The sequence below is a fragment of the Paraburkholderia solisilvae genome, assembly GCF_902859875.1.
Lineage (GTDB): Bacteria > Pseudomonadota > Gammaproteobacteria > Burkholderiales > Burkholderiaceae > Paraburkholderia > Paraburkholderia solisilvae.
Map to the genome: position 1 here is coordinate 12,346 of NZ_CADIKF010000068.1, position 23,439 is coordinate 35,784.

General features: G+C 63.7%; 19 protein-coding genes and 1 pseudogene. 4 read left to right on the plus strand and 16 right to left on the minus strand.

Translation table 11 applies throughout. The features are described 5' to 3' along the window. Positions 1–25 precede the first annotated feature (25 nt). The 10 genes from tagH to tssB form a co-directional block, all read right to left on the minus strand. The gene (gene tagH, locus HV675_RS28650; protein WP_175114834.1) at positions 26–1,801 is read right to left on the minus strand and encodes a type VI secretion system-associated FHA domain protein TagH; all 1,776 of its coding nucleotides are present in this window, start codon (positions 1,799–1,801) and stop codon (positions 26–28) included. After that, positions 1,798–2,352, minus strand: a complete 555-nt coding sequence (locus tag HV675_RS28655) for a DUF6931 family protein (RefSeq protein ID WP_217478285.1) — start codon at positions 2,350–2,352, stop codon at positions 1,798–1,800. Before HV675_RS28655 ends, tagH begins: the two co-directional genes overlap by 4 nt. Before the next feature lie 10 nt (positions 2,353–2,362). Then, positions 2,363–4,279 carry a type VI secretion system Vgr family protein gene (locus HV675_RS28660; protein WP_246270618.1) on the minus strand — a complete coding sequence of 639 codons (1,917 nt, stop codon included), beginning with the start codon at positions 4,277–4,279 and terminating at the stop codon, positions 2,363–2,365. Between the two features lie 98 nt (positions 4,280–4,377). Next, entirely contained in the window at positions 4,378–7,143 is a 2,766-nt protein-coding gene (gene tssH / locus HV675_RS28665; RefSeq protein ID WP_175114835.1) for a type VI secretion system ATPase TssH, read from the minus strand. A 25-nt stretch (positions 7,144–7,168) separates the two neighbouring features. Further along, a complete protein-coding gene (tssG, locus tag HV675_RS28670) occupies positions 7,169–8,185 on the minus strand; it encodes a type VI secretion system baseplate subunit TssG (protein ID WP_175114836.1) in 1,017 nt (338 codons plus the stop codon). Beyond that, entirely contained in the window at positions 8,149–10,035 is a 1,887-nt protein-coding gene (gene tssF / locus HV675_RS28675; protein ID WP_175114837.1) for a type VI secretion system baseplate subunit TssF, read from the minus strand. Before tssF ends, tssG begins: the two co-directional genes overlap by 37 nt. A gap of 5 nt (positions 10,036–10,040) precedes the next feature. Beyond that, the gene (gene tssE / locus HV675_RS28680; protein WP_175114838.1) at positions 10,041–10,544 is read right to left on the minus strand and encodes a type VI secretion system baseplate subunit TssE; all 504 of its coding nucleotides are present in this window, start codon (positions 10,542–10,544) and stop codon (positions 10,041–10,043) included. Between the two features lie 75 nt (positions 10,545–10,619). Then, on the minus strand, positions 10,620–11,117 hold the full coding sequence (locus HV675_RS28685) for an Hcp family type VI secretion system effector (protein WP_175114839.1): 498 nt from the start codon (positions 11,115–11,117) through the stop codon (positions 10,620–10,622). Between the two features lie 129 nt (positions 11,118–11,246). Next, a complete protein-coding gene (gene tssC / locus HV675_RS28690) occupies positions 11,247–12,740 on the minus strand; it encodes a type VI secretion system contractile sheath large subunit (RefSeq protein WP_175114840.1) in 1,494 nt (497 codons plus the stop codon). 8 nt (positions 12,741–12,748) lie between these two features. Beyond that, on the minus strand, positions 12,749–13,270 hold the full coding sequence (gene tssB / locus HV675_RS28695; RefSeq protein ID WP_175114841.1) for a type VI secretion system contractile sheath small subunit: 522 nt from the start codon (positions 13,268–13,270) through the stop codon (positions 12,749–12,751). A 384-nt stretch (positions 13,271–13,654) separates the two neighbouring features. Between tssB and HV675_RS28700 the strand changes: the two genes are divergently transcribed. Both HV675_RS28700 and HV675_RS28705 read left to right on the plus strand, forming a co-directional pair. Next, a complete protein-coding gene (locus HV675_RS28700; protein ID WP_175114842.1) occupies positions 13,655–14,173 on the plus strand; it encodes a hypothetical protein in 519 nt (172 codons plus the stop codon). A 40-nt stretch (positions 14,174–14,213) separates the two neighbouring features. Next, complete coding sequence (locus tag HV675_RS28705; protein WP_175114843.1) at positions 14,214–15,320, plus strand: anthrax toxin-like adenylyl cyclase domain-containing protein; 1,107 nt, start codon at positions 14,214–14,216, stop codon at positions 15,318–15,320. A gap of 87 nt (positions 15,321–15,407) precedes the next feature. Here HV675_RS28705 and HV675_RS28710 read toward each other — a convergent pair whose 3' ends face one another. Next, positions 15,408–16,337, minus strand: coding sequence for an SMP-30/gluconolactonase/LRE family protein (locus HV675_RS28710; RefSeq protein WP_175114844.1), 930 nt, complete (start codon positions 16,335–16,337; stop codon positions 15,408–15,410). Between the two features lie 456 nt (positions 16,338–16,793). On the opposite strand from HV675_RS28710, the gene HV675_RS28715 reads away from it, so the two are divergent. Both HV675_RS28715 and HV675_RS28720 read left to right on the plus strand, forming a co-directional pair. After that, entirely contained in the window at positions 16,794–17,606 is an 813-nt protein-coding gene (locus HV675_RS28715; protein ID WP_175114845.1) for an NAD-dependent epimerase/dehydratase family protein, read from the plus strand. Positions 17,607–17,648: 42 nt separating this feature from the next. Continuing rightward, on the plus strand, positions 17,649–18,419 hold the full coding sequence (locus HV675_RS28720; RefSeq protein ID WP_175114846.1) for an HpcH/HpaI aldolase family protein: 771 nt from the start codon (positions 17,649–17,651) through the stop codon (positions 18,417–18,419). 198 nt (positions 18,420–18,617) lie between these two features. Here the strand turns inward: HV675_RS28720 and HV675_RS28725 are convergent, their stop codons facing one another. The 5 genes and pseudogenes from HV675_RS28725 to HV675_RS28745 form a co-directional block, all read right to left on the minus strand. Further along, entirely contained in the window at positions 18,618–19,970 is a 1,353-nt protein-coding gene (locus tag HV675_RS28725) for a TRAP transporter large permease (RefSeq protein ID WP_175114847.1), read from the minus strand. Between the two features lie 6 nt (positions 19,971–19,976). Next, positions 19,977–20,456, minus strand: coding sequence for a TRAP transporter small permease (locus HV675_RS28730; RefSeq protein ID WP_175114848.1), 480 nt, complete (start codon positions 20,454–20,456; stop codon positions 19,977–19,979). 95 nt (positions 20,457–20,551) lie between these two features. Beyond that, a complete protein-coding gene (locus HV675_RS28735) occupies positions 20,552–21,544 on the minus strand; it encodes a TRAP transporter substrate-binding protein (RefSeq protein ID WP_175114849.1) in 993 nt (330 codons plus the stop codon). A 239-nt stretch (positions 21,545–21,783) separates the two neighbouring features. Then, a complete protein-coding gene (locus HV675_RS28740; protein WP_175114850.1) occupies positions 21,784–22,989 on the minus strand; it encodes a porin in 1,206 nt (401 codons plus the stop codon). Positions 22,990–23,255: 266 nt separating this feature from the next. After that, a pseudogene (locus HV675_RS28745) lies at positions 23,256–23,439 on the minus strand (dihydroxy-acid dehydratase); the annotation flags it as partial.

Sequence of the window (23,439 nt, forward strand, 5' to 3'; positions counted from 1 at the left end):
TCGTGGCGGTGAGTCGTCGGTATGTTCAGGCACGGCCGCTTTTCAGACGGGCCAGCTGTTCCTCGTAAGCGCGCGCGAATTCTTCGCCGAACAGGCGGCGAAAACACTCGTCCGGATTTTTCGTCAGCATGTCGAACTGTTCCTTGTAGCGCTCCCAGTAACGCGGCCGGTAACCCAGCGCGAGGCGCCGCACACTCCCTTCGGAATCCTGCTCGATGCGCGCGGGATCGAAATACGCGAGCACCGACTGGAACGCCGAGCGCACGCCGGCCAGCATCGCCATCTGGTGACTGCGAATGTCGGCGGCGGCATCGTCGAGCGCGTCGATGCCGGACAGAAACGCGCTGTTCGGCGGCGCGAGCAGCGTCTTCACCGCTTCCTCGGCATTGGGGGCGAACTTCAACGGGTTGTTCTCGAAACGCTGGATCAGCGTCGCGGGCAAACGGAAGCTGTTCTTCATCTCCGCGCGCGCACGTAGCACGTCCATCATCGCGTCGACGGCGATGACGAACATCTGCTCGAGGTTCGGCACGGCAGCGGCCGGAGGCACGGTTGCGGCTGGTGGCGTTGCCGGGAACGCGGCGGCTATCCCGGCAACCGGCGACGGCGACGGCGCTGGCGCCGCCGCCGTCCCCATCGTTGGCCCGGACGGGGGATCGCCGCTCGCCGTTGCGCCTTGCGGCGTATCGGCGGCGGCGATCGGCGGCGGCAACGACGGGTCAGCCGTTACGGGTTCGGGCAGTGGCGCATCGGAGGCGTCGGGGCCGTCGAAGGCATCGGAGGCATCGGAAGTGTTTAAGGCATTTGAGGCATTTGAGGCATTTGAGGCATTTGAGGCATTTGAGGCATTTGAGGCATTTGACGCATTTGACGCATCAGAGACTTCGGAGGCGTCGGAGGCGTCGGAGGCGTTTAACGCATCGGAGGCGTTGGACCGCACGCGCGCATCCTGCCGATCAACCGCTTCCTCTTTCCCCCGTGCAGGCGGCGCGTCAGCCGCATCGCGTTTCGCACGCCCCGGTATCGCGCCGATCTGGCTTGCGTCCCAGTCTTCCGGCAGCAGCGACGCGCCCTCCTGGCGCGGCGCGACATGCGGCGGCTGAAAGCGGTCGGCGGCGCTCGCCGTATGATTCCAGCCCGCTTGCGCCGGCGTGTGCGGCGCGCCCGCATCGAGGTACGAAGACGGCGTATCGAACAGCGCGAGCGGGTCGAGGCTTGCGCCTGGCGCGTCCGCGGCGCCGGGAATCAGCCCTTCGCGAGCGGCGGGCGCCGCAACCGGTGCGTCGCGATACGACGGTCCGTCCGTCGGGCCCGCACGCTGCGAGTCCTCGCGCGATGCCGCGGCGCGCTCCACATTCGCCGCACGTGCCGGCGTCGCGCGAGACGCCGCGAGCGATACCCAGGGCGACGCGGCAACCGGCGCGGCGGCTTCGTCGTGCGCACCACCGAACCGCGTCGCATCCTGCTGCGTGTCGGCGTCGCCGACGAGCCGCACGTTCACATCGAACATGTCGATCTGCAAACGGTCACCGTCCTTGAGCGCGGCGGGGTCCCCCTTGCGCAGCGGCACGCCGTTCAGCAGCATGCCGTTCGTGCTGCGGTCCTCGATGAAATAGATGCCGTTCAGGTAGCGCACCTGCGCGTGCAGACGCGATACGCCGTCCGAACTCAACACCCAGTCGCAGTCTTCCGAGCGGCCGATGCTGCCGTCGCAGCCGTCGAACCTCTGCTCCGGTCTGCTGCCGGCGCGTTCCGCCTGTTCGTCCTGCACGGAAAGGATCAGGCTGTGCGCACTGCTCATCGGATGCCTCCGTCGATACGTTCAGGTGGACCCAGCAAGTCCAGCGCAACCCGCACGAACCCGGCGCGGCGCTGCGCGAACCGGGTGGACGCGCGCGCAGCCAGGTGCGTGATCGCGGCGGCCGCGGCGCGCGCGGTCATGAATTCCGTCGGCACAGCGACAATCTCGCTGCCGGGCGGCGCGAGATTGCCGCCGGACCATCCGGCCGCGGCGGCCACCCACGCGCCGACGGTCCGGAAACGGTGCGCTTGCGCGTAAGCGAGCGCGTCGCGGCGGCGTGTGTCGTCGGGCTCGCGCACCCAGCGTTCGGCGAGTTCGACGCCCGCGCGGTCGTCGCTGCGGGCGGGTTCGTCGGCGCGCACGCACTGGCACAACCAGGCGACCGCATAGCGCCGCGGCAGCAGCCGTGCGAGCAGACCCAGCGCGTCCGCGGCCAGCTCCGCGTCGAGCAGCGCCTCGACCGCCGAGCGCGGCGTCCGCGCCGTCGCGAGCACATTCAGCGCGACCTCGGAGAGCTGCATCTCGCGCGCCGCTGCGATGATCGAATCCACGGCCGCTCTCCTAGACGCCCGGAACCGGCATCGGCGGCACCGGCGCCGGAACGATCGAGGCGATGCCGGTCAGCAGCGCGGAAAGCGTGCCGGCCAGTTGCAGCGCCTGCGACTGAACGTGCATATTCACGCCCGACACGATTTCCATCGCGCCGAGCGAGCCCACGCTGAAATTCGCCCCGGAGCCGATCTGCATCGACACGCCGGCCTTCAGTTCGACATCGACGGCCCCTTCGATTTGCAGGCGCGTGCCCGTAATCTCGATCTCGCCCGTGCTCTTCAGCACGATGCTCGCGAGGCCCGCGATCAGCTCGATCTGATTCGCCGCATCCAGCGTGTAGTTGTTGGCGACACTCACGTCGTGGTCGTGGCCCGACTCTTCGCGCAAGTCCCGCTGCGCGTGCACCAGCACCTGCTCGCTGCCGGTTTTGTCTTCGAAGCGGATCTCGTTGTAGTCCGCGGAGCCGCCGCCTTCGTGGCTGCGGCTTTTCACGCCGCTTTGCGTCTTGTTCTCGGGCAGGCTGTAAGGCGGCATGTTGTCCGCGTTGTAGACGCTGCCGATAATCAACGGCCTGTCGGGGTCGCCGTCGACGAAGCTGACCACCACTTCCTGGCCGACGCGCGGCATGAACTGTGCGCCCCAGCGCTTGCCGGCCCACATCTGCGCAACGCGCACCGGGCAGGAATTGTCCGGATGCGGCCGGCCGGGCTGGCTCCACAAGAACGTCACCTGCACGCGACCGTACTTGTCGACGGCGATGTCCTCCTGCGTTTCTCCGTATACGACCGCCGTCTGCAGCCCGCCGATCACCGGCCGCGGCGTGGTCGGCAGGGCGCGGAACGGCTGCCGGCTGCGGATCACCTTGAAACGGCACTGGAACGGCACGTCGTCGCCGTAGCCGCCGCTGCCCATATAGTCGGGTTCCGCGAGGCGCATCTCGGTGTCGATCACGAGGTATTCCTGATTGACGTCGGCAAGCGGGAAGTCCTTCAGCGTGAACAGCGCACCGGTGCTCACGCCGCATACGTCGGTCGTGCCGGTGCAGACGGACTGCGCCACGTTCAGCGCATCGGCATGCACCTGTGCGTAGCGCTGGCCGTCCGCCAGCTGCTGGCTGTAACCGGTGCCGGAATAGCTCGGGTCGTAGAGATCGAGTCCGCTCACGCTGTGTGCGTCGGCGGCGTCGGTCAGTTCTTCGGTGGCGAGCAGCGATGCCTTCGGCTTCAGGTAGTCGTAGTCGTCGAACCGGACCCGCGTCGAATTCATCGTGCGCGCGCTTTCCCACGCGGCAATCGAACCCATGGTCGTGACTCTGCTGCCGCTCGGCGGCGCGTAACGGATCTGCTCGAAGCCCGGCACGCTCGCATGCGCGCCGAGCGCATCGGCGAGCACCATCGTGTGCGCGCGCTCGGTGTGCGTAAAAAAGTAGTAGATGCCCTCCTGCTCCAGCAGCCGGCTGATGAAGTCGAAGTCGCTCTCGCGATACTGCACGCAATATTCGCGGACCGGATAGTTGCCGGTCAGGCTCTGTTTCAGATCGCTATAGCCGATCTCGCCGAGCAACGTATGCACGATTTGCGGCACGCTCAGGTTGCGGTAGATGCGGCAGTCGCGTTTGCGCGTGAGCAGCCACGGCTTGGGCACCAGCATGAAGCGATACGCGGCGTAGCGCACGTCCTCGATGTTGACGAAGCCGCTCTGTCCCGCTTCGCTGACAATGCCGTTGAAGTAGCGTGTATAGCCTTGCGGCGTCGTCAGCTTGACCGTCATCGGTTTGCCGAGCAGCGCGCGCAGGTCGATCTGCGCGTTCTTGCTGAGCGCGTCGAGTTCATAAGTGAACAGCCGGCCAAGGGTCTCGTTCGCGGTCATCTGCGCGAACAGGAGGCTATCGCCGAGCGTGGACGAAAGCGTGATGGCTCTGGACATCGAAATCTCTTTAGTCGTTCGATACAGGTCTGCGCTCGGGGTCGGGTTCCCGACGCAGCAGTCGCGTCGCGCTCAATACAACAACAGGCGCCGCATTTCTATTCCTTCTTCGCGAATGCGTATGCGAAGTCTTCGTCGAACACGGTGACGCCGATGCCGGATACCGGCTCGCCGTCCATCGTGCGCGCGAGCAGTTCGCGCGATATGGCGGGCAGCATCGTATTGGTCAGAATCGCGTCGATCATGCGTCCGCCCGACTCGCTCACGGTGCAGCGGCTGACGATCAGACGCACCACGTCCGCATCGAATTCGAACGGAATGCGATAACGCTCGTCGATGCGCTGCCTGATGCGATCCAGTTGCAGCGCGACGATGCGGCCCAGCATGGCGTCGCTGAGCGGGTAGTACGGAATCGGCACGAGGCGGCCGAGCAGCGCGGGCGGAAATACGTCGAGCAGCGGCGCACGCAATGCGGCAGCCATCGTTTCGGGGTCGGGCAGACGGTCTGCATCCCTGCACAGTCGCGCGATCACGTCGGTGCCCGCATTGGTCGTGAGCAGGATCAGCGTGTTCCGGAAATCGATCCGGCGGCCCTCGCCGTCCTCCATCACGCCCTTATCGAAAACCTGAAAGAAAATTTCGTGCACGTCCGGATGGGCTTTTTCCACTTCGTCGAGCAGCACCACCGAATATGGCCGGCGCCGCACCGCTTCGGTGAGCACGCCGCCCTCGCCGTAGCCGACGTAGCCGGGCGGCGCGCCCTTCAACGTGGAGACCGTATGCGCCTCCTGGAACTCGCTCATATTGATCGTGATCAGGTTGTGCTCGCCGCCGTAGAGCGCTTCGGCGAGCGCGAGCGCCGTCTCGGTCTTGCCGACGCCCGACGTGCCGGCCAGCAGGAACACACCGACCGGCTTGTGCGGATTGTCGAGACCGGCACGCGAGGTCTGGATGCGCCTCGCGATCATCTCCATCGCGTGATCCTGGCCGATCACGCGTTCGCCGAGCAGGCGCGCGAGATTCATCACTGTGTCCAGTTCGCTGCGAATCATCCGGCCGACCGGAATGCCGGTCCAGTCGGCGACCACCGACGCCACCGCGTCATAGTCGACATGCGGCGCAATCAGCGCCGATTCGCCCTGCTGTTCGGCCAGCTGCGACTGCAACTGCCGCAATTCGGCCAATGCGGCGGCGCGTGCCGCTGCATCCAGCGCTTGCGGCGCGGGTGCGGGCTCAGGTACGGGTGCGGGTTTGGGTGCGGGTGTATCCCCGGCCGCCGTGCGCGCCGCGCTGGCCTCGGTCACGGCCTCGGCCTTGAGGCGGGCGCGCAGCGCGAGAATGCGTTCGACGAGTCGCTTCTCCTCGGCCCATGCCGTTTCAAGCTGCTGCAGGCGAGCCTGTTGCAGCACCAGCTTGTCCTGCGCGGCCGCTTCGCGCGTCGTCACGTCGACACCCACGCTCTTCTCGCTCGCGATGATTGTCAGCTCCGTGTTCAGCGCATCGATATGCCTGCGCGTGTCGTCGAGCTGCGCGGGCACCGCGTGCTGGCTGATCGCGACCCGCGCGCAGGCGGTGTCGAGCAGGCTCACCGCCTTGTCCGGCAACTGGCGCGCGGGAATGTAACGATGCGACAGTCTGACCGCGGCCTCCAGCGCTTCATCGAGCAGTTGCACGCGATGGTGTTGCTCCATCACGCCCGCCATGCCGCGCATCATCCGGATCGCTTTCTCTTCGCCCGGTTCGTCGACCTGAACCGTCTGGAAACGGCGCGTGAGCGCCGGGTCTTTTTCGATGTGCTTCTTGTATTCGGCCCACGTGGTCGCGCCGATCGTGCGCAAATTGCCGCGTGCGAGCGCGGGCTTCAGCAGATTCGCCGCATCGCCGGTGCCCGCCGCTCCGCCCGCGCCGATCAGCGTATGCGCTTCGTCGATAAACAGAATGACCGGCTGCGGCGACGCCTCGACTTCGTCGATCACCTGCCGCAGCCGGTTCTCGAACTCGCCTTTCATGCTCGCCCCGGCCTGCAGCAGGCCGACGTCGAGCGCGCGCAACTGGACGTGGCGAAACGACGGCGACACATCGCCCGCGACAATGCGCAACGCGAAACCTTCGACGACCGCCGTCTTGCCGACGCCCGCTTCGCCGACCAGCATCGGGTTGTTCTGGCGGCGGCGCATCAGGATATCGACGAGCTGGCGAATCTCGTCATCGCGGCCGACGATCGGGTCGATCCTGCCGCTGCGCGCCTGCTCGGTCAGATCGACGGTAAATTGCCGCAACGCCTGCTGCCGGCCCAGTTGCGCGGGTGCGAGCGCATCGCTCGCCGCGCCCGGTGCGGCGCTCGGCTCGCGATCCGCGCGAAAGCCGTCCGTCGCCGGTTGGCCGTCTTCGGGCGAGCCCGCGACGATCGCGGCGAAGCCATCGGCCAGCGCTTCCGGCTTGACCTTGCGGAACTCGGCGGACATCGCATGCAGCGCGTGGCGCAAGTGACGGGTGAGCAGCAGGCCGACCATCAGGTAACCGGTGCGCACCTGGGTCTCGCCGAACATCAGCGTGGCGAACACCCAGCCGCGCTCGACTGCTTCTTCGACATCGCTGCCAAAATCGGCGATCGCGGCCGAGCCGCGCGGCAGCCGTTCCAGTGCATCCGTCACGTCACGGGCGAGGTTCGACGGATTCAGGTCGAAGTGCCGGACGATGCGATGCAGGTCTGAATCCGGCCACTGCAGAATCTGGTGAATCCAATGCGCGAGTTCGACATACGGGTTGCCGCGCAGCTTGCAGAACACGGTAGCGCTTTCGATGCCACGATAAGCAAGCGCGTTGAGCTTGCCGAACAACGCGCTGCGACTGATTTCGGCCATGGTTTCCTTCCTCGATACGCGAGCGCTATCGCGCCGGCGTCAATACGACATCGCCGGCGTCCGCGCTTTTCAGGTAACGGCCGATCCATGCGTTGAATCCGAGGCGGCCGGACTTCCCGATATGGGTGCGCGGCACGTCCTCTTTTTTCAGAAGCAGTTGCAGGTCCCAATCCTTCTCTTCGCCTGCATAGGTCTTCACCGCGGCGATGAATTGCCGCAACGCATCGCCGCCCGGCAAAAAGCGGTTGAACTCGCCGCGCGTCAACGGACCGACACACAGACGAAAGCGCTGCTGTGCGCCGCGCACCTGCGCGCCCAGTACCGCCGTATGGCCGAGACCCGCCATCGCCACGCCGATGCGCAGATGCGCGTCGGCCGGCAAACGCATCCATTCGACGACGAATTCGACGACGCGCACGTGCACGCCGAAGTAGTGCTCGAGCAGGCATTTCAGGCCTTCGGCGTTGCGTGCCTGCGGCCCGAGACGCCCGGCAAAAAAGCGTTTGTAGCGGTCCGGCAATGCGTCGCGCTGCTCGAGATGCGGCGTGGCCGTGCCGATCAGCGCACCGACGTAGGTGCGAAAGCGATCCTGCTGCGGGCGGTCGAATTCCACGGTTGGCTGCGCATCGGCCCACGCGCGGTAAAAGAGGCTCAGCATGCGGTGGTGAAAAATATCGGCGAACGCGACGAACGTCGGGTCCTGCGCATTGCGTTGACGCTCGAGCGCGTATTCGGTCAAATGCAGCGGCAACGGCCCGTTGGGTCCGAACAGGCCCAGAAAGTAGCCGTACAGCCGCGCCGGCCGTGCGCCGTCGCCGGGCTCGAAGCGGTCGAGACCGCGCGGCGCGAATTCGAGCGATGCGCTGTGCGCGAGCCGCAGCGGGTCGTCCGCGGGCTTGATCGAGTGCGCGAGCCGCGGCTGCGCCGGGTACGCACATTCGATACGGCGCAGCGCCTCGAAAAATTCGAAGTCCTGCGGCCGCGCGCGCAACGCCTGTTCGATCGCTACAGGATCGGGCGTATGCCGAGCCTCGTCGGCCATCGGGCTACCTCGTTGCGTTCGAGCGTGCACAGCACGGTCTCGGTAAAAGAGTTGAGCGACACATAGCGCGCAAAGAACTGATCCAGCACCGAACCGAGCAGAAAAGCCACGGTGCCTTCGAAGGCGCTGTCGTCGCAGGTCAGCGTGATCTCGAGGCCGCGGCCGTAAGTAATGGGCCCCGGCGCCGGCACGCGACGTGTGACCGGCCTGGCGGCGACATGCCGGATGCCCTCGATCTGCCGCCGCAAAGACGCATCGAATTCGTCGCAATAGAGCGTCAGCATCTCGCGCAGCGCGGCGGCGCCCTGCTGCGGGTCGTCGTCGAGCAGCGACAGATAGTTCAGTTGCAGATGGCTGATCAGCCGCCACGCGCTGTCGCCGGTCGCCATCGGCGGACGCGGCTTCGTCGGACCGGCGACGCAGCGGATCGAAGCGACCGGCGCGTCGATATCGAGCGTGAAGTCCGTATACGATTTGCCCACCGGCATATGGAGCGGCAGGTCGCGGTTGGTGCACAACAGCCGCATGCCGAGTTGGCGCAGCGTGGTCGAATACGGCGCATCGCGCGCATCGACCAGCGCAATAAACGTCTCGCTGCCCACGTAACTCGAGCGCGCGCCGCGGCGCTGCTGCCGGCCCGACAGCAAACGCGGTTCGCGGCGCAGCGTATAGAACGCCGCGTGCGCGTCGTGCCATGTGCGCTCATTGCCGCCGTAAAACGGCAAGAAGGTCTGTTCGGGTTCCTGGCGGTCGCCGAAACCCTGCACTTCGCTCACGCTGTGAACCTCGAAATCCATCGGCCGCGTACGGTCGCCAAGCACGTGGTACTCGGTTCTGCCCTGCTGCAAATGAATCCGGTCCGAGCGGCGCTCGAACAGATTGACCACTGGCGTGCAGAAAAGGCGGCAATTGCTCGCATCCACCGCGTTGTGCAAACGGGCGATGCTCCGGTCGAGCCAGATAACGATCTCGAACTCGTTGCCCGTGGCGCGCGCGAGCGACTTGTGCAAACCGGTCAATTCGACGAACAGGAAGCGCTCGGCGCACGCAAAGTACTCCTGCAGCAAACGGTAGCCGCTGAACGACCGGCTGCCGTAAGGCAGCAGCGCGTCGTCCTCGTCGAAGCCTTTTGGGACCAGCGCCGCGCGGTCATGATGCTCATCGACGACGGTCCCGTTGGGGCCGGCCGTACGCACCGTATAACCCAGGCCGTTCGCCAGCAGTTGTTCGTACAGCAACTTCGGCAACTCGTCGGCGCCGGCCAGAAACACCGGCAGGCGATCGAGCGCGAGCATCTTCGCCTGCACACCGCAGAGCGTCCGGAACTTCAGGTGCAGGCCGGCGCGCGCAGCCCATCCGCGCCGCGCCACGAGCCCCGCCGCCGCCAGTGCCGCGGGCGTTTCGACATAGCGCGCGCCGGCCAGTTCGAGCGGCCACAGCGTCACGTCGTGCGCGGTGCGGTACTCGCACGGCGTGCGCTCGCCGACTCCCACGAGGCTGCGCAGCATGGTATGCCGTGCAATCGCGTGACCGGCGGGCGGCAGGTCTTCGGCGGGATCCGGACGCAGTTGCACTACCGCCATCGAAGGAATCGGCGCGACGTAATGCGGATACACGATTTCCAGCAGATGCTGCGTGAACACCGGGTATTGCGCATCGAGCTTCAACTGCACGCGCGCCGCGAGAAATGCGAAGCCTTCGAGCAGCCGCTCGACATACGGGTCCGCACACTCGAAGCCCTCGATACCGAGCCGGCCGGCAATCTTCGGATATTCGCGCGCGAACTCCGCCCCCATCTCGCGGACATGCTGCAATTCGCGGTTGTAGTAACGCAGAAGGCGTGGGTCCATAACGGTCAGGCGAAGCTTGACGACACGCGGAACTCGCCCGTCTCCAGATCGAGCTCGGTGCGCAGATAAAGCGACAGCGGCATCGGCTGGGCCCACATCTCCGAGTCGATCCGGAAGCTGAGCGAACGGTTGTCCATGCGACCCGGGTCCACGTTGACGCTCACCTGCACGGTGCTGCCGATCAGCCTCGGTTCGAAGTTGATCAACGCGGCCCGGATGCGGTTTTGCAGCAGGTCCGCGTCGATGCCGGACAACGCCTCGCCGGCCAGATCCGGAATGCCGAAATTCAGCACCGAGTTGTCCACTTCCGGCAGCGCCGCCAATGCTTCGCTGCTCCACGCACGCGTACAGTTGAGCAGCCATTCGATATCGCGCGTCACGCATTCGCGCAGACGCGCCGCGGTGATGACCCGCTGCTCGCGACTTTCGTCGCGCCGGGCCGGCGCCAGATCGGTGAGCCGGTCCAGCAGCGACGGTTGCAGGCGCTCTTGCGGCGTCAGTTCGGACATGACGCGCACGCCCGCTCAACACCTGTCGAAAGGATGCGTGCAGCGGTCGTGCGCAGCGGACATCGAGTCATATGCCTAAGCCTTGACGGCTTTCTTGATGTCGTACGCGAACTGCTTGATACCGCCCTTTGGCGCGCCGTTCTCATCCTGCGGCTGGTACTGGTAACTGAATTTGCCGAAATGCAACCAGATCGTTTCGGTCAGACGATCGCCGCCCAGATTGGCGCTGTTCGAGACCGCCGTGACGATTACCCCTTCACTGAGCTCCACCGTGAGGAAGTCGGTCGGCTCCTTCGTCGTATTGGTGACGTAGATATACGCATTCTGTGAGCGCGCGCCGGTACAACACGCCTCGAGAATCGCGTTGGACGCGGTGTCGACGTACTTCACGATGCGCAGGTCGCCGACATCCGCCTTGCCGCCCGACGTGGCGTTGGCGTGCAGGTCGCCCCGATTGGTAATGTCCCACGACCAGGAGAGGATCGGAATCTGGTTGGTGTGCTTCTGATGAACCGAATCACCCGTGATCGTCACGCCACCGGAACCGAATTTCAGATGCATATCGAACGGCATAAAGCTTCTCCTGTCACTTGCTGTTAGACATGTTCGCCAGACGCGACGAACATAAGGAAACCTGATCGTTACCTGAGCTGCTTCACCAACGCGCAACAACCATGTGGGGCGTATGCAGCCGCCGCGTACTCAGGCGGCCTGCGCGGAAGGCAGGCGCGACACCAGCCGCAGCGAGACGGTGAGCCCCTCGAGCTGGTAATGCGGCTTCAGAAAGAACTTCGCCGTATAAAAGCCCGGGTTGCCTTCGACATCCTCCACCACCACTTCCGCGGCGGCGAGCGGCTTGCGCGCCTTGGTGTCGTCGCTGGAATTGGCGGGGTCGCCGTCGACGTAGTTCATCACCCAGCGGGACAGCCAGCTCTCCATCTGGTCGCGGCTGCTGAACGAGCCGATCTTGTCGCGCACGATGCACTTCAGATAGTGCGCAAAGCGGCAGCACGCGAACATGTAAGGCAGGCGCGCCGACAGATTGGCGTTCGCCGTGGCGGCCGGGTCGTCGTATTCCTCGGGCTTCGCCACCGACTGCGCACCGATGAATGCGGCGACATCCGAGTTCTTGCGGTGAACGAGCGGCATCAACCCCATCTTGTCGAGCTCCGCGGCACGACGATCGGTGATCGCAATTTCAGTGGGACATTTCATGTCCACGCCGCCGTCGTCGCTCGGGAACGTGTGCACCGGCAAGTTTTCGACCGCGCCGCCGGACTCGACGCCGCGTATGCGCGTGCACCAGCCGTAGTACTTGAACGCGCGGTTGATATTCACCGCCATCGAATAGGCGGCGTTTTGCCATGTGTAGCCCGACGAGTCGCCGCCTTCCATCTCTTCTTCGAAGTCGAACTCCTCGACCGGGTCCGTCTTCGCGCCGTACGGCAGGCGCGCGAGCGTGCGCGGCATCGTCAGCCCCAGATACTTCGCGTCGTCCATCTCGCGCAACGAACGCCAGCCCGCATAGTCCGGCGTGGTGAAGATCATGCCGAGATCGCGCGGGTTCGCCAGTTCGTTCCAGCCGTCCATGCCGAGCAGCGTCGAGTTGGCGGCCGCAATGAACGGCGCATGCGCGGCCGCGGCAATCTGCGAGATGCCGCGCAACATGTCGACGTCCTGCGGGCTATGGTCGAAGTAGTAATCGCCGACCAGACAGCCGTAGGGCTCGCCGCCCAGTTGCCCGTACTCTTCCTCGTAGATCTTCTTGAACACCGGGCTCTGGTCCCACGCGGTGCCCTTGAAGCGCTTCAGGTTCTTCGCGAGCTCTTTTTTCGACACGTTCAGCACGCGGATTTTCAGCATCGCATCGGTTTCGCTATTGGTGATCAGATGATGCAGTCCGCGCCATGCACCTTCCATTTTCTGGAACTCCGCATGATGCATGATCTGGTTCAGCTGTTCGCCGAGCTTGCGGTCGATCTCCGCAATATAGGCGTTGATCGTCTGCGTGACATCGTCCGACACGACGTGCGAATCTTTCAATACCTGCTCGGCCAGCGTGCGTACCGCGGACTCCACCTCCTCCCTCGCGCGCTCGTTCTTCGGCTTGAACTCCTTCTTGAGCAGCGCGGCGAAATCGTCGGTCTGAAGCTCGCCATCCGTCGTGCGCGGTTCGATCTGCTTTTGCGTATCCATGATGGCGCTCACTCTTCAGCGGGTTGGGCATCGGGTGCTTTCGGCGCAATGGCCAGCGACTGCAGCAGGGCCGGATCGGCGATCGCCTGCGCAATCAGCTTTTCGGCGCCGGCCTTGCCGGACAGATACGTCGCCAGATTAGCGAGCTGCGTGCGCGCTTCGAGCAGCCTCGCCAGCACGTCGACCTTGCGTGCGATCGCGGCGGGAGAGAAGTCGTCCATGCGCTCGAAGGTCAGGTCGATGGCGAGACTGCCTTCGCCGGTCAGCCTGTTCGGCACGCTGAAGTTCACGCGCGGCTTCATCGACTGCATACGGTTATCGAAATTGTCGACGTCGATATCCAGCGCCTTGCGCTCTTCGATCGGCGGCAATTCCGCCGCGTTCGCTCCGGACAGGTCCGACATCACCCCCATCACGAACGGAATCTGCACTTTCTTCTGTGCGCCGTACAACTCGACGTCGTACTCGATCTGCACGCGCGGCGCCCGATTGCGCGCGATGAATTTCTGACTGCTCTGCTTCGTTGCCATGCGATCCGTCCTCGGGTGCGTATGGATGCGCAGACACAACACCGCGTAGTTGCCCATTTACCGAACGACGTTAGGCGTCCAACTTACTCCACCCTTTTCATTCGTATGATGAACTCGCGTGCCTGCTCCGTGCAGCTATAACAAAGCAGTATCGCGATCTATTCCATGTTTCCTGAAGTCTGTTAGGAGACGTGTGACGCCTTGGGTGCCAGTTGTCTTCCTGCCGCACCGTGCCGCTGTGCGCAATAGATTGCGTCGAAACCATTCGTGCGCAAATGCTGTCGGCAGTTCGTGTTGCCGACAGCCGATGCGAACGTTGACGCGCTAGCATCGCAGTCACTCAAACGGAGCGCGCAGGTTCGAGCGCTCCTCACGACAGGTAACGTGACCATGCCACCCGACACAGCGCTTACGGACGACAAAAAGGAAGAAATCCAGGACAGTGCGGAAGAGGCTGTGATGGAACGCATCAACCAGGCCAATGAGGCAAGCGTGATGGCCGGTTTCAAAGCACCGAAAGGCAACGAAAAAGTAGTTCAGATTGCGTTCCGCCGCGGGCTGTGCGGAGAGTGTTGCGCCGCGGTGAAAGCGAGACTCGATACCGACGCGAGCTTGCCGGAGGCGTATAACATAGTCGACAAGTTGTACAACGGCGATTCGCACTTTTTCCTTGAGACAATCGACGGCAATCGCGTGATCGAACCGACCTGGAAGCAGATCGTGGTTTCGAAGGCTGAGGAAGACGGCAGCGGTCGGTCGCACGCGCTGGCGCTGTCCGATTTTCCTAACGTGTTCGTTGGAACCAAAGAGGAGCTCAAGGATAAGGTTGTTGAAGCCTGCAACCTTCTCAAAAAACCCAAAGAGAGCGGCGAGCTTCTCAAGCATTGGGGAATCGAGTTCTAGCCGCGACTTTGAGAACGCCTCCTGAACGAGTCAACACGCTATGTTATCCGAAGGAAATTGCGGCATAGCGGCGTCGCACATTCAGCATATTCAGACTGTCGCGACCCAGTTCAGCACGTTCATTTTTTTCAGGCTCGCCAATCCGAATGCGACACGCCTGATCGATGCCGGTTACCGCACCAAACGATTAGACATTCACGCGAAGAGTTCTAATTGGGGGCCAATGGCAGGCTTTATCTGCGCGGACTCCGCGCTCAGCAAAGTGGCCGACGGCGGTCCGGCGGCGATTGAGCACAATCAGAATGCCGTGCGTGAATCGTTGCGCTCGGAGCAGGTCGGCAAGATTCCGCTCGCCATCAATCAGGCCCGAATCAACGAACTCGTCAACGACGGCCTGTTTGCCGCGCCGACCCCGGCGCAAGCGTTCAACGCGCAAAGCCCGCAAGGAAACGCAAACTTGCGTTTCGCGCTCGAGCAGAATGGCGCCGGGGATTTTGACGTCTACTACTACCCGGCCACAACCGGGGAAAAAACACCGGTCATGGTGCTGGGCTACATGGGCGAAGATGGGGCCGGTGTGTCCGCCGTCACCTCGGATTACGATCTCTTTGCGATCTGTCCGCACTTCAGCGCGCCAGAGTTCGCCAGCAATATCGACACCCGCGTGTCGAATCAAGGTCTCGAGGGCATCCTGTCGAGATTCCAGCAGACGATCATCGGAAAAATCAACAGGCTGTGCGGAGTCAACCCGGTGATCAATCACGGCACGGAACTCAACAATCCGTCTCCGGAAAACGATCCCGAACTGGCGATGTTCGTGCCGGGAACCGACTCACGACTCGTCCGGCGGCTTGAACTGCCTCGAATATTCGGGGATCTCGCGATGCGAGGATTTCACGTTTATACGAACGATCGCTGGAACCCCGCCTTCAAGGCGCATATTGGCGCACGCGTCAATCAGTTGCGCAATCCCGCGCGGCGAGCGGTCGCCGCCAAAACACTCGGATGTCTTAGAGAAACCGACTTCATGAATTTGAGCATTGCGGGATTCGCCGGAGAAACGCGCCTCGCGTTCGCGCAGCAAAAATTCGGCGAGCAGATCGCCAACAATCTGGCGTCGACCGTGCGGCCGCGTTGGCGCTTCTAGTTCGTGGCGCTGTATTTCGGCGGTGACGCGCGGCGCGCGTGACGCGCCGCCTTCCCTTCGGGTTCCGTTCAGTCTTTGACTGTGCTGTCAAAGTGCTCCAGCGTAACCGGCTTCGACACATCCGTTCACACCGGGCCGCACCGCAAACAGATGCCCATCGTGTTCCGTCGCCCCCGCATCCGGGCGGATCGTCGTGATGAACAGCGTATCGAGTCCGGCGCCACCGAACGCGCACATCGCAGGCTTCACCGCCGGCAGTTCGATCTGCCGATCGAGCTTGCCCTCGGGCGTGAAGCGCAGCACGCGGCCGGCATCGTTCGCGCAGATCCAGTAGCCGCCGTCGACATCCATCGCCGCGCCGTCCGGACGCCCGACATACTGATGCAGATCGGCGAACACGCGGCGCGCGCGCGCTTCGCCGGTGTGCGTGTCGTAGTCGAAGGTCCAGATGATGCGCCGCGACGGATGCGAGTCCGACAGATACATCGTGCGACCGTCGGGCGACCACGCGAGGCCGTTCTGCACGATCAGTTCGTCGACGACCGGTGCGGACAAACGGCCCGCCGCATCGAAACGGAACAACGCGCCGACCGGCTGGCCGACCGCCATGTCCTGCAGCATCGTGCCGGCCCAGAAGCGGCCCTGGCGATCGCAGCGGCCATCGTTGAAACGCATGTTCGGCAGCGCGAATAGCGGCGCGGCGAGCCGGCGCACTTGCGCGGCGCCCGGCGCTTCGAACGTGCCTGGCGCCGCCAGCGTCACGGAGAACAACCCGCTTTCCATGCCGGCGAGCAAGCCGCCCGATTGACCGAACGCGAGACACGCGACACGCTCCGGCATTTCCCATGCGGCACGCTCGCCGCTGCCGGGATGCAAACGAAGGATCTTCTTGCGCGGAATGTCGACCCAATACAGTGCGCCTTCGCTCGCATGCCAAACAGGACTTTCGCCGACGATCGCCGGCAGGTTGCCCGCGGCAGTCACACGCTCCGCGCGCAGCGTTGTCACGGTGCTCATTTTTCCCCTCCTTCGATTTTTTGCGGACAGCCTGGCCCGCCCTCCAGGCCAGCCGCAGATCCGGGATTGTCGTTATACAAGGTAAAACTTGTCAAGCAGAGGTTCAGGCGCGCGGCAGCGCGCGCAGGATTGCGTATCGCGTGTTGCAAAACGCACAAGAAGCGGCGTTTTAAAGCCAAATTCCTGCGTTTCAGAACCTGTGGCCGGTTGATCCGGAACCGACCATATCGCCTCTATTTGCTTGACAACTTATCAAAACCTGCCCGATCATGTGCTACCTGATTTGAAGCCGTACGGCCACCGGAAACACGATGCGCGGCATGCGCCGTCGAGCATCCTGACAGCGCTCCGGACCAGTCCATCTCGTGGCTCATCGCTGCGCAGCAGCGCGGCCGGCCGGCGCCGATCGATCCATAACTCCTCTTCCCTCTGCCTTTCCCGACAAAGATGAACAACGTGAAGAAAATTGCATTGAGCGGCGCGGCCGGTCAATTGGGCCGCGTGTTGCGCCAGGCGCTGCTCGAGCGCGGCGTCAATCTGCGCTCGGCCGCCGGCTCGAAGCCGCTCACGCGGCTCGTGTCCGGCGAAGACGTGATGCACGGCGACCTGCGCGATCCGGCTGTGGTCGACCGGCTGCTCGAAGGCGTCGACGTGCTGATTCATATGGCGGGCACGAGTGTCGAGCGGCCGCTGCCGGAAATCATCGAGAACAATCTGCGCGGGCTCGTCGAAGTGTATGAAGGCGCGCGTCGTCACGGCGTGCAGCGGATCATCTTCGCCAGTTCGAATCATTCGATCGGCATGTATCCGGTCGAGGACAAGCTTGCGCTAGACTGCGAGTTCCGCCCGGACGGCTTTTACGGCCTGAGCAAGATGTGGGGCGAAGGTATCGCGCGTCTGTATTGGGACAAGCACGGCATCGAAAGCGTCTGTGTGCGTATCGGCAGTTGCATCGAGAAGCCGACCGAGTTCCGCCATCTGAGCACATGGCTCGGCTTCGACGATTTGCTGCATCTGATCGAGCAGTCGATCGAGGTGCCCGATATCGGCTACCAGGTGGTGTGGGGCGTGTCCGCGAATACGCGCAGCTATTGGGACAATGCGGGCGCCGCACGTCTCGGTTACACGCCGCGCCAGAACGCCGAGGACTACGCGGCCGAGATTCTCGCGAAGACCAATCCGCTCGATGCCGTCGCTCAGCTCTACCAGGGCGGCAGTTTCGCGAGCTTCGATTTCACGCCGCCGGAGCATCGCAAAGCCGCGCGCTGACGGCGCCTCGTTCATCCTTGTCACCACTGCGGAGCATCCGCCATGCAACTCGCCGAGAATCGATTCAAACGCGCGATCGCCGCGCGAGAACAGCAGATCGGCCTCTGGTCGAGCCTCGCCCATCACGGGTCGGTCGAGTTGCTGGCGGGCGCCGGCTTCGACTGGCTCGTGCTCGACATGGAGCACGCGCCGAACGAACTGCCTATGCTGCATGGCCAGTTGCAGGCGATGCTCGGCTCGTCTACGCAGCCGGTCGTGCGCCCGCCGTGGAACGATATGGTGACCATCAAACGGCTGCTCGATGTCGGCGCGCAGACGTTGCTGATTCCATACGTCGAGACGGAAGAGGATGCGCGCAATGCGGTCGCTTATACGCGCTATCCGCCGCAAGGCGTGCGCGGCTATGCGTCGGCGCCGCGCGCGGCGGGTTTCGGGCGTATTCCGAACTATGTACACGACTGCGCGAACGAGCTTTGCGTGCTGGTGCAGGTGGAGAGCCGGCTCGGTCTCGAGAACCTCGAACGCATCGCGGCAGTCGACGGTGTGGATGGCGTGTTTATCGGTCCCGGCGATCTGTCCGCCGCGCTCGGCCATATCGGCAATCTGAAACATCCGGACGTGATCGCGGCGATCGAAGATACGCTCGAGCGCATCATTGCGACCGGCAAGCCGGCGGGCATTCTCGCGAGTGATGAGACGCTGGCGCGCCGATGTATCGAACTGGGCTGCACGTTTACCGCGGTCGGTTCGGATGTGGGTATTCTGACGCGTGGTGCGGATCAGTTGCTGGCGCGGTATAAGGCAGGCGCTTGAATTGCCTTAACGCCTGGTGCGTGACGCGCATGTGCCGCGGCTGCTACCTGAGCACTTAAGCGGGTTGCGACACCTGACACCCGCCCTTTCTTTGTACCTACCTGCACGCCAGCGTCCCCTGCTCACGGCGTATAAACGAAAAAAAGGCCTTCAACCGAAGGCCTTTTTCACATCCGTCATGCATCGCGTGGGAGGCGCTCAATACACCGAATGCCCCGCAATCAAACTCGGCAACCACGTCGAAAACGCCGGGAAATACGTGACGATATTGATCGCGCTAAAAATTGCGAGGTAATACGGCCATGCCGTCTTCGACGTCTCGCCGATCGACACATCGCCGATCGCGCAGCCGATAAACTGCACCGAGCCGATCGGCGGATGCACGAGACCCAGCGAGCAGTTCAGCAGGATCATGATGCCGAATTGCACCGGCCCGACGCCGAAGTGCATCGCCATCGGCAGAAACAGCGGCGTCGTGATCAGGATGTGCGCGGCCATATCGACGAACGTGCCGAGAAACACCTGAATGATGTTGATATACAGCAGCATCAGCCACGGAATGGTCGTCGCGTGCTCGAGCATTTGCTGGATCGTCTCCGGAATCTCGAGATACGCCATCTGGAAACGCAGCATGTTCGACACGCCGATCAGCAGCAGCACCACGCCGGTCGTGCGCGTCGCACGCGCAAGCGCGACCGACAGTTTCTTCCACGTCATCGTGCGGTACGCGAAAAACGTCAGCAGCAGCGAGTAGGTCACCGCAATCGCGGCGGCCTCGGTCGCGGTCGCCACGCCCTTCGCGACGCAGAACAGAATGATCGCGATCACCATCAGCCCCGGCAGCGCGCCGACGAAGGTGCGCGCCACCGTCAACCAGCCCGGAAATTTCTGCAGCACCGTCGAGCCGTCCGCGCGGCGCGGGTAGCCGTAACGCACTGCCTGCCAGTACGCGGCGACCAGCACGAAGCCCATCACCCACAGCACCGGAATCAGGCCCGAAAACAGCAGATCGCCGATCGACACGCCGCTCACCGACTGCCCCGCGACGATGCCAGTAATGCCCTGCGCCGCGAGCGCGTAGATGATCATATTGGTCGAGGTCGGCATCAGCGCGCCGGCGAGCGACGCGTGCGTGGTCACGTTGACCGCGTATGCCGCGCTATAGCCTTCGCGCTTCATCAGCGGGATCACGACGCCGCCCATCGCCGACGTATCGGCGGTCGGCGAGCCCGACACGCCGCCGAACAGCGTGCACGCGACCACGTTCGCCATGCCGAGGCCGCCGCGGAAATGCCCGACCGTCGCCTGCGCGAAACGCAGAATGCGGTCCGCAATTCCGCCGTGCAGCATCAGCTCGCCGGACAGGATAAAGAACGGCACCGCGAGAAACGAAAACGCGTTGATGCCCGAGACCATCGACTGCATCGCGGTCGCGAGCGGCAGGCCTTCGTGCAGATAGGTGATCACGCAGGACAGGCCCAGCGCGAATGAAACAGGCACGCCCAACACGAGGAGCACCAGAAAACTGCCGGTGAGAATTGCAAGTTCCATAGCGGGTCAGGTCTGCTCGCGCTTGTTGAGCGTCAGCAAGTGTTCGATTGAGAAGAGAATGATGCAGACGCTCGCGGCGACCGGAATCAGATAACGGATCGCTTCGGGCAGGTTCAGAATTGGAATCTGATCGTCGAGGGTGGTCATCGCCATGTCCCACGAACCGAAGCAGACCGCGACCGCGAAGGCGACGAGACATACATGCTGGAACGCGATCAGCCCGAGCTGCACGTTCGGCGGCATCGCCTTCACCAGCGAATCGAGGCCGATATGGCCGCCGTCGCGCAACTTCAGCGCGGCGCCCATAAAGGCAATGAACAGCACCAGCAGCAGGCCGATCGGCTCGACGTAGTCTTGCGCATTGTCGAACACGTAGCGCATCACCACGCTGTACATCACGAGTGCGACCAGCGCCGCCAGGCAAATCGACGCCAGCACCGTCATCACGCGCGCGACGATGCCGTTGAAACACCTCACGAACTTCATCCGTTTTCCTTGCAGAGAAGGCAGGCCGTGTGCGTCGCCACGGCCTGCCCGATCACTCCCTGATCGCCCCTGTCGCTGTCTTGCAGTCGCCGCGCTTACTTGATCGCTTCGATCTGGTCGACGATCTGCTTCATCTCGGGCGTCGTTTCATACTTCGCCCAGACCGGCTGCATCGCCTTCTGGAACGCGGCGCGGTCGACCTTGCCGGCCGGCACCACGGTCACGCCCGCCTTCTCCACCGTCTGCAGGCCCTCGGCTTCCTTCGCGCTCCACAGCTTCTCGTAGTAAGGCACCGAATCGTCCGCCGCCTTGCGGATCGCGCTTTGTTCCTGCGGCGTCAGCGTGTCCCAGATCTTCTTCGAGAACACCAGCACTTCCGGCGTCATCGAATGCTCGGTCTCGGAGAACACCTTCGCCACTTCGTAGTGTTTGGTTTCGACGTACGACGGCATGTTGTTCTCCGCCGCGTCGACGAGACCCGTCTTCAGGCCCGTGTAAACCTCGGCGAACGGCATCGGCGTCGGCGTGCCGCCCATCGCCTTGATCTCGTCGACCATCAGGTTCGACGGCTGCACGCGCACCTTGACGCCCTTCATGTCGCTCGGGTTGAGCACCGGCTTGGTCGCGTAGATCGAGCGTGCGCCGCTTTCGTAGAAAGTCAGCGCGATCATGCCCTTGGCCGCGAACGCGTCGAGAATCTTCTTGCCGGGCGCGCCGTACATCGCCTTATGGAAGTGATCCATATCGCGGAACAGGAACGGCAGCGACGGAATCATCGATTCCGGCACGATGTCGTTGAACGCGGATCCGTTCGCACGCACCATGTCGATCGCGCCGATGCGCACCTGTTGAATCGTGTCGTTTTCCGAACCCAGCGCGCTGTTGCCGAACACCTTCACGCTGTCCTTGCCGCCGGTTTCCTTGCTGATTTCGTCGCCCATGTACTTCAGCGCCATCACAGTCGGGAACGTGTCGCTATGGACGTCGGCAACCCGGAACGTGCGCGCCTCGGCAGTACTGGCGCCGAAAGTCAGGATCGAGGCCGCGACCAGGGCCGACAGGCCGGACAGGGCGAGCTTCTGTTTCATGTTGCGATCTCCTCTGATATGACATCAATTGACTGCTTGCGCGGCGTCCGGCGCTACCGCCATGGCTCAGGCTTCCTGGGCCTGGGCCCGACCTCGTGCCCCATTAAGTGACAACTCGGTGCGGTGTTGTAAGACAAGGCGCAATTCTATAAACATCTTCACCCGTTGCGGGCCAGTAGAAACCCTGGCTCCGGCGACGGCCGGCCTGAGCCGTGCCATCCGCCGGTCGGGTCGCGGCATCAGAACTGGTGGTTGATGCCGAGCGTCACGCCGAACTGGCTGCGGGTCGCAGCCGCCGACTGTTCGGCGATATTGGCCGTCGCCTCGACCACCTTGCCGTTGTTCAGCGTCTGGCCGTTCGCGCGCTGATAGGCTTCCAGCAGATAGATGCGGGTGCGCTTCGACAGGCTGTACAGCTGGGTCAGGTTGATCTGGCTATAGGTCGCGGCGTCCTGAATGCCATTCGCCTTGCTCGCCCACGTATAGCTGTAGCCGACGGCGAGATCCCACGGGTCGGCCGGATGATAGTGCAAGACGGCGCCGCCCGTATTGAAGATCGCGGTCGTGGTGAAGCCCGATGCGATGCCCGGAATGTATTGCACGTTCGTGTACGACGCCGACACATCCCACTGGTTGTTGAACTGGTAGCCGCCGGTCACCCCGAAGCGCTGTTGCGCAGCCGCGTTCTGGTAGCCGTTGGTGACCGAGCTCACGCCCTGTTCGCCGGTGCCGGAGTACGCGGTCGAGCTCGAGCTCCACGGGCCGCCATTGGTCGTCGCGTTGTTAAAGCGCGCGAAACCGACGCCGATGCCGGCCGGACCTGCGAGGTACTGAGCGCCCACGCTCCACGACGCGCCGGAGTTGAACGCGCCGGCGACGCCGCCCAGCGCGTACATGCCGCTCACCTTGAAGCCGTAGTACGACGGCGACGTATAGACCACCGCGTTGTTCACGCGGAAGTCGGTATCGAGTGCGTCGAGATCGCCCGGGTGCGCGCCGAATGCGCCGGTGAGCCACGGCGTCGGGCCGTACTGCGCGAGCATGTTGTAGTAAGGCGTGTATTGACGGCCGAGCGTCAGTGCGCCGTACGAGGCATTGGAAAGACCCACCCACGACGCGCGGCTGAACATCAGGCCGGCTTTGGACTGCGTGCCGTTGTCGACGTTATAGCCCTCTTCCAGCTGGAAGATCGCCTTGTAGCCGCCGCCGAGGTCCTCGCTGCCCTTGAAGCCGAAGCGCTCGCCGCCCCATACGCCTTCGATCAGCTTGGTCACCGATTTGCCGCCGGTGGTCGCGCCGGTCGACGGTGCCTGGTTGCTCAGATACGCGACGCCGGTATCGACCACACCGTAGAGGGTCACGCTGCTCTGAGCGAACACGCCGGCCGAGGCCAACATCGCCGCGGCGCCGGTGAGTGCGAGTCGAGCTTCTCTGTACTGTCTCATTTGCTTGTCCCTTTTTTCATTGGATTTATCGCGGCCGTTCGCGCCGCACGAAGTTGCCCGACCGCCGGAAGGCAATCAGCCAGTGCTCCTTGTTGCTGCATAGTCCCCGACCAGCGCCGTCGCGCCGGCACGCTTGCAGTTCGTTTTCTCAGATTCAGCGGCCCGGTCTCCTCGCGCTGCGTCCTGTGTCTTGTGCGTTGTTGCTTGTGCGTTGTTGCTCAGGGTCGGGCGCGCGCACAGCCACGCCTCGTCACCTCAGTGCCGCGTCAATGGATCTCGGGCTCTCCGCCGCCGCTTGCGCGGTCTGCCGCGCCCGTCGTCGCGTCGCCCGCGCCATCACGTTGCAGGAAATCGAAATCGCAGCCCTTGTCGGCCTGCATCACGTGAATCTGGTGCATCGCGCCGTAGCCGCGCGTGAAGCGCGGCGCCGGTGCGACCCATTGCGCCTTG

Excerpts from the sequence above, each read along its gene's own strand:
- tagH (WP_175114834.1), bottom strand. The coding sequence starts at position 1,801 with ATGAGCAGTGCGCACAGCCTGATCCTTTCCGTGCAGGACGAACAGGCG.
- HV675_RS28660 (WP_246270618.1), bottom strand. The coding sequence starts at position 4,279 with ATGTCCAGAGCCATCACGCTTTCGTCCACGCTCGGCGATAGCCTCCTG.
- tssH (WP_175114835.1), bottom strand. The coding sequence starts at position 7,143 with ATGGCCGAAATCAGTCGCAGCGCGTTGTTCGGCAAGCTCAACGCGCTT.
- tssG (WP_175114836.1), bottom strand. The coding sequence starts at position 8,185 with ATGGCCGACGAGGCTCGGCATACGCCCGATCCTGTAGCGATCGAACAG.
- tssF (WP_175114837.1), bottom strand. The coding sequence starts at position 10,035 with ATGGACCCACGCCTTCTGCGTTACTACAACCGCGAATTGCAGCATGTC.
- tssE (WP_175114838.1), bottom strand. The coding sequence starts at position 10,544 with ATGTCCGAACTGACGCCGCAAGAGCGCCTGCAACCGTCGCTGCTGGAC.
- HV675_RS28685 (WP_175114839.1), bottom strand. The coding sequence starts at position 11,117 with ATGCCGTTCGATATGCATCTGAAATTCGGTTCCGGTGGCGTGACGATC.
- tssC (WP_175114840.1), bottom strand. The coding sequence starts at position 12,740 with ATGGATACGCAAAAGCAGATCGAACCGCGCACGACGGATGGCGAGCTT.
- tssB (WP_175114841.1), bottom strand. The coding sequence starts at position 13,270 with ATGGCAACGAAGCAGAGCAGTCAGAAATTCATCGCGCGCAATCGGGCG.
- HV675_RS28705 (WP_175114843.1), top strand. The coding sequence starts at position 14,214 with ATGTTATCCGAAGGAAATTGCGGCATAGCGGCGTCGCACATTCAGCAT.
- HV675_RS28710 (WP_175114844.1), bottom strand. The coding sequence starts at position 16,337 with ATGAGCACCGTGACAACGCTGCGCGCGGAGCGTGTGACTGCCGCGGGC.
- HV675_RS28720 (WP_175114846.1), top strand. The coding sequence starts at position 17,649 with ATGCAACTCGCCGAGAATCGATTCAAACGCGCGATCGCCGCGCGAGAA.
- HV675_RS28725 (WP_175114847.1), bottom strand. The coding sequence starts at position 19,970 with ATGGAACTTGCAATTCTCACCGGCAGTTTTCTGGTGCTCCTCGTGTTG.
- HV675_RS28730 (WP_175114848.1), bottom strand. The coding sequence starts at position 20,456 with ATGAAGTTCGTGAGGTGTTTCAACGGCATCGTCGCGCGCGTGATGACG.
- HV675_RS28735 (WP_175114849.1), bottom strand. The coding sequence starts at position 21,544 with ATGAAACAGAAGCTCGCCCTGTCCGGCCTGTCGGCCCTGGTCGCGGCC.
- HV675_RS28740 (WP_175114850.1), bottom strand. The coding sequence starts at position 22,989 with ATGAGACAGTACAGAGAAGCTCGACTCGCACTCACCGGCGCCGCGGCG.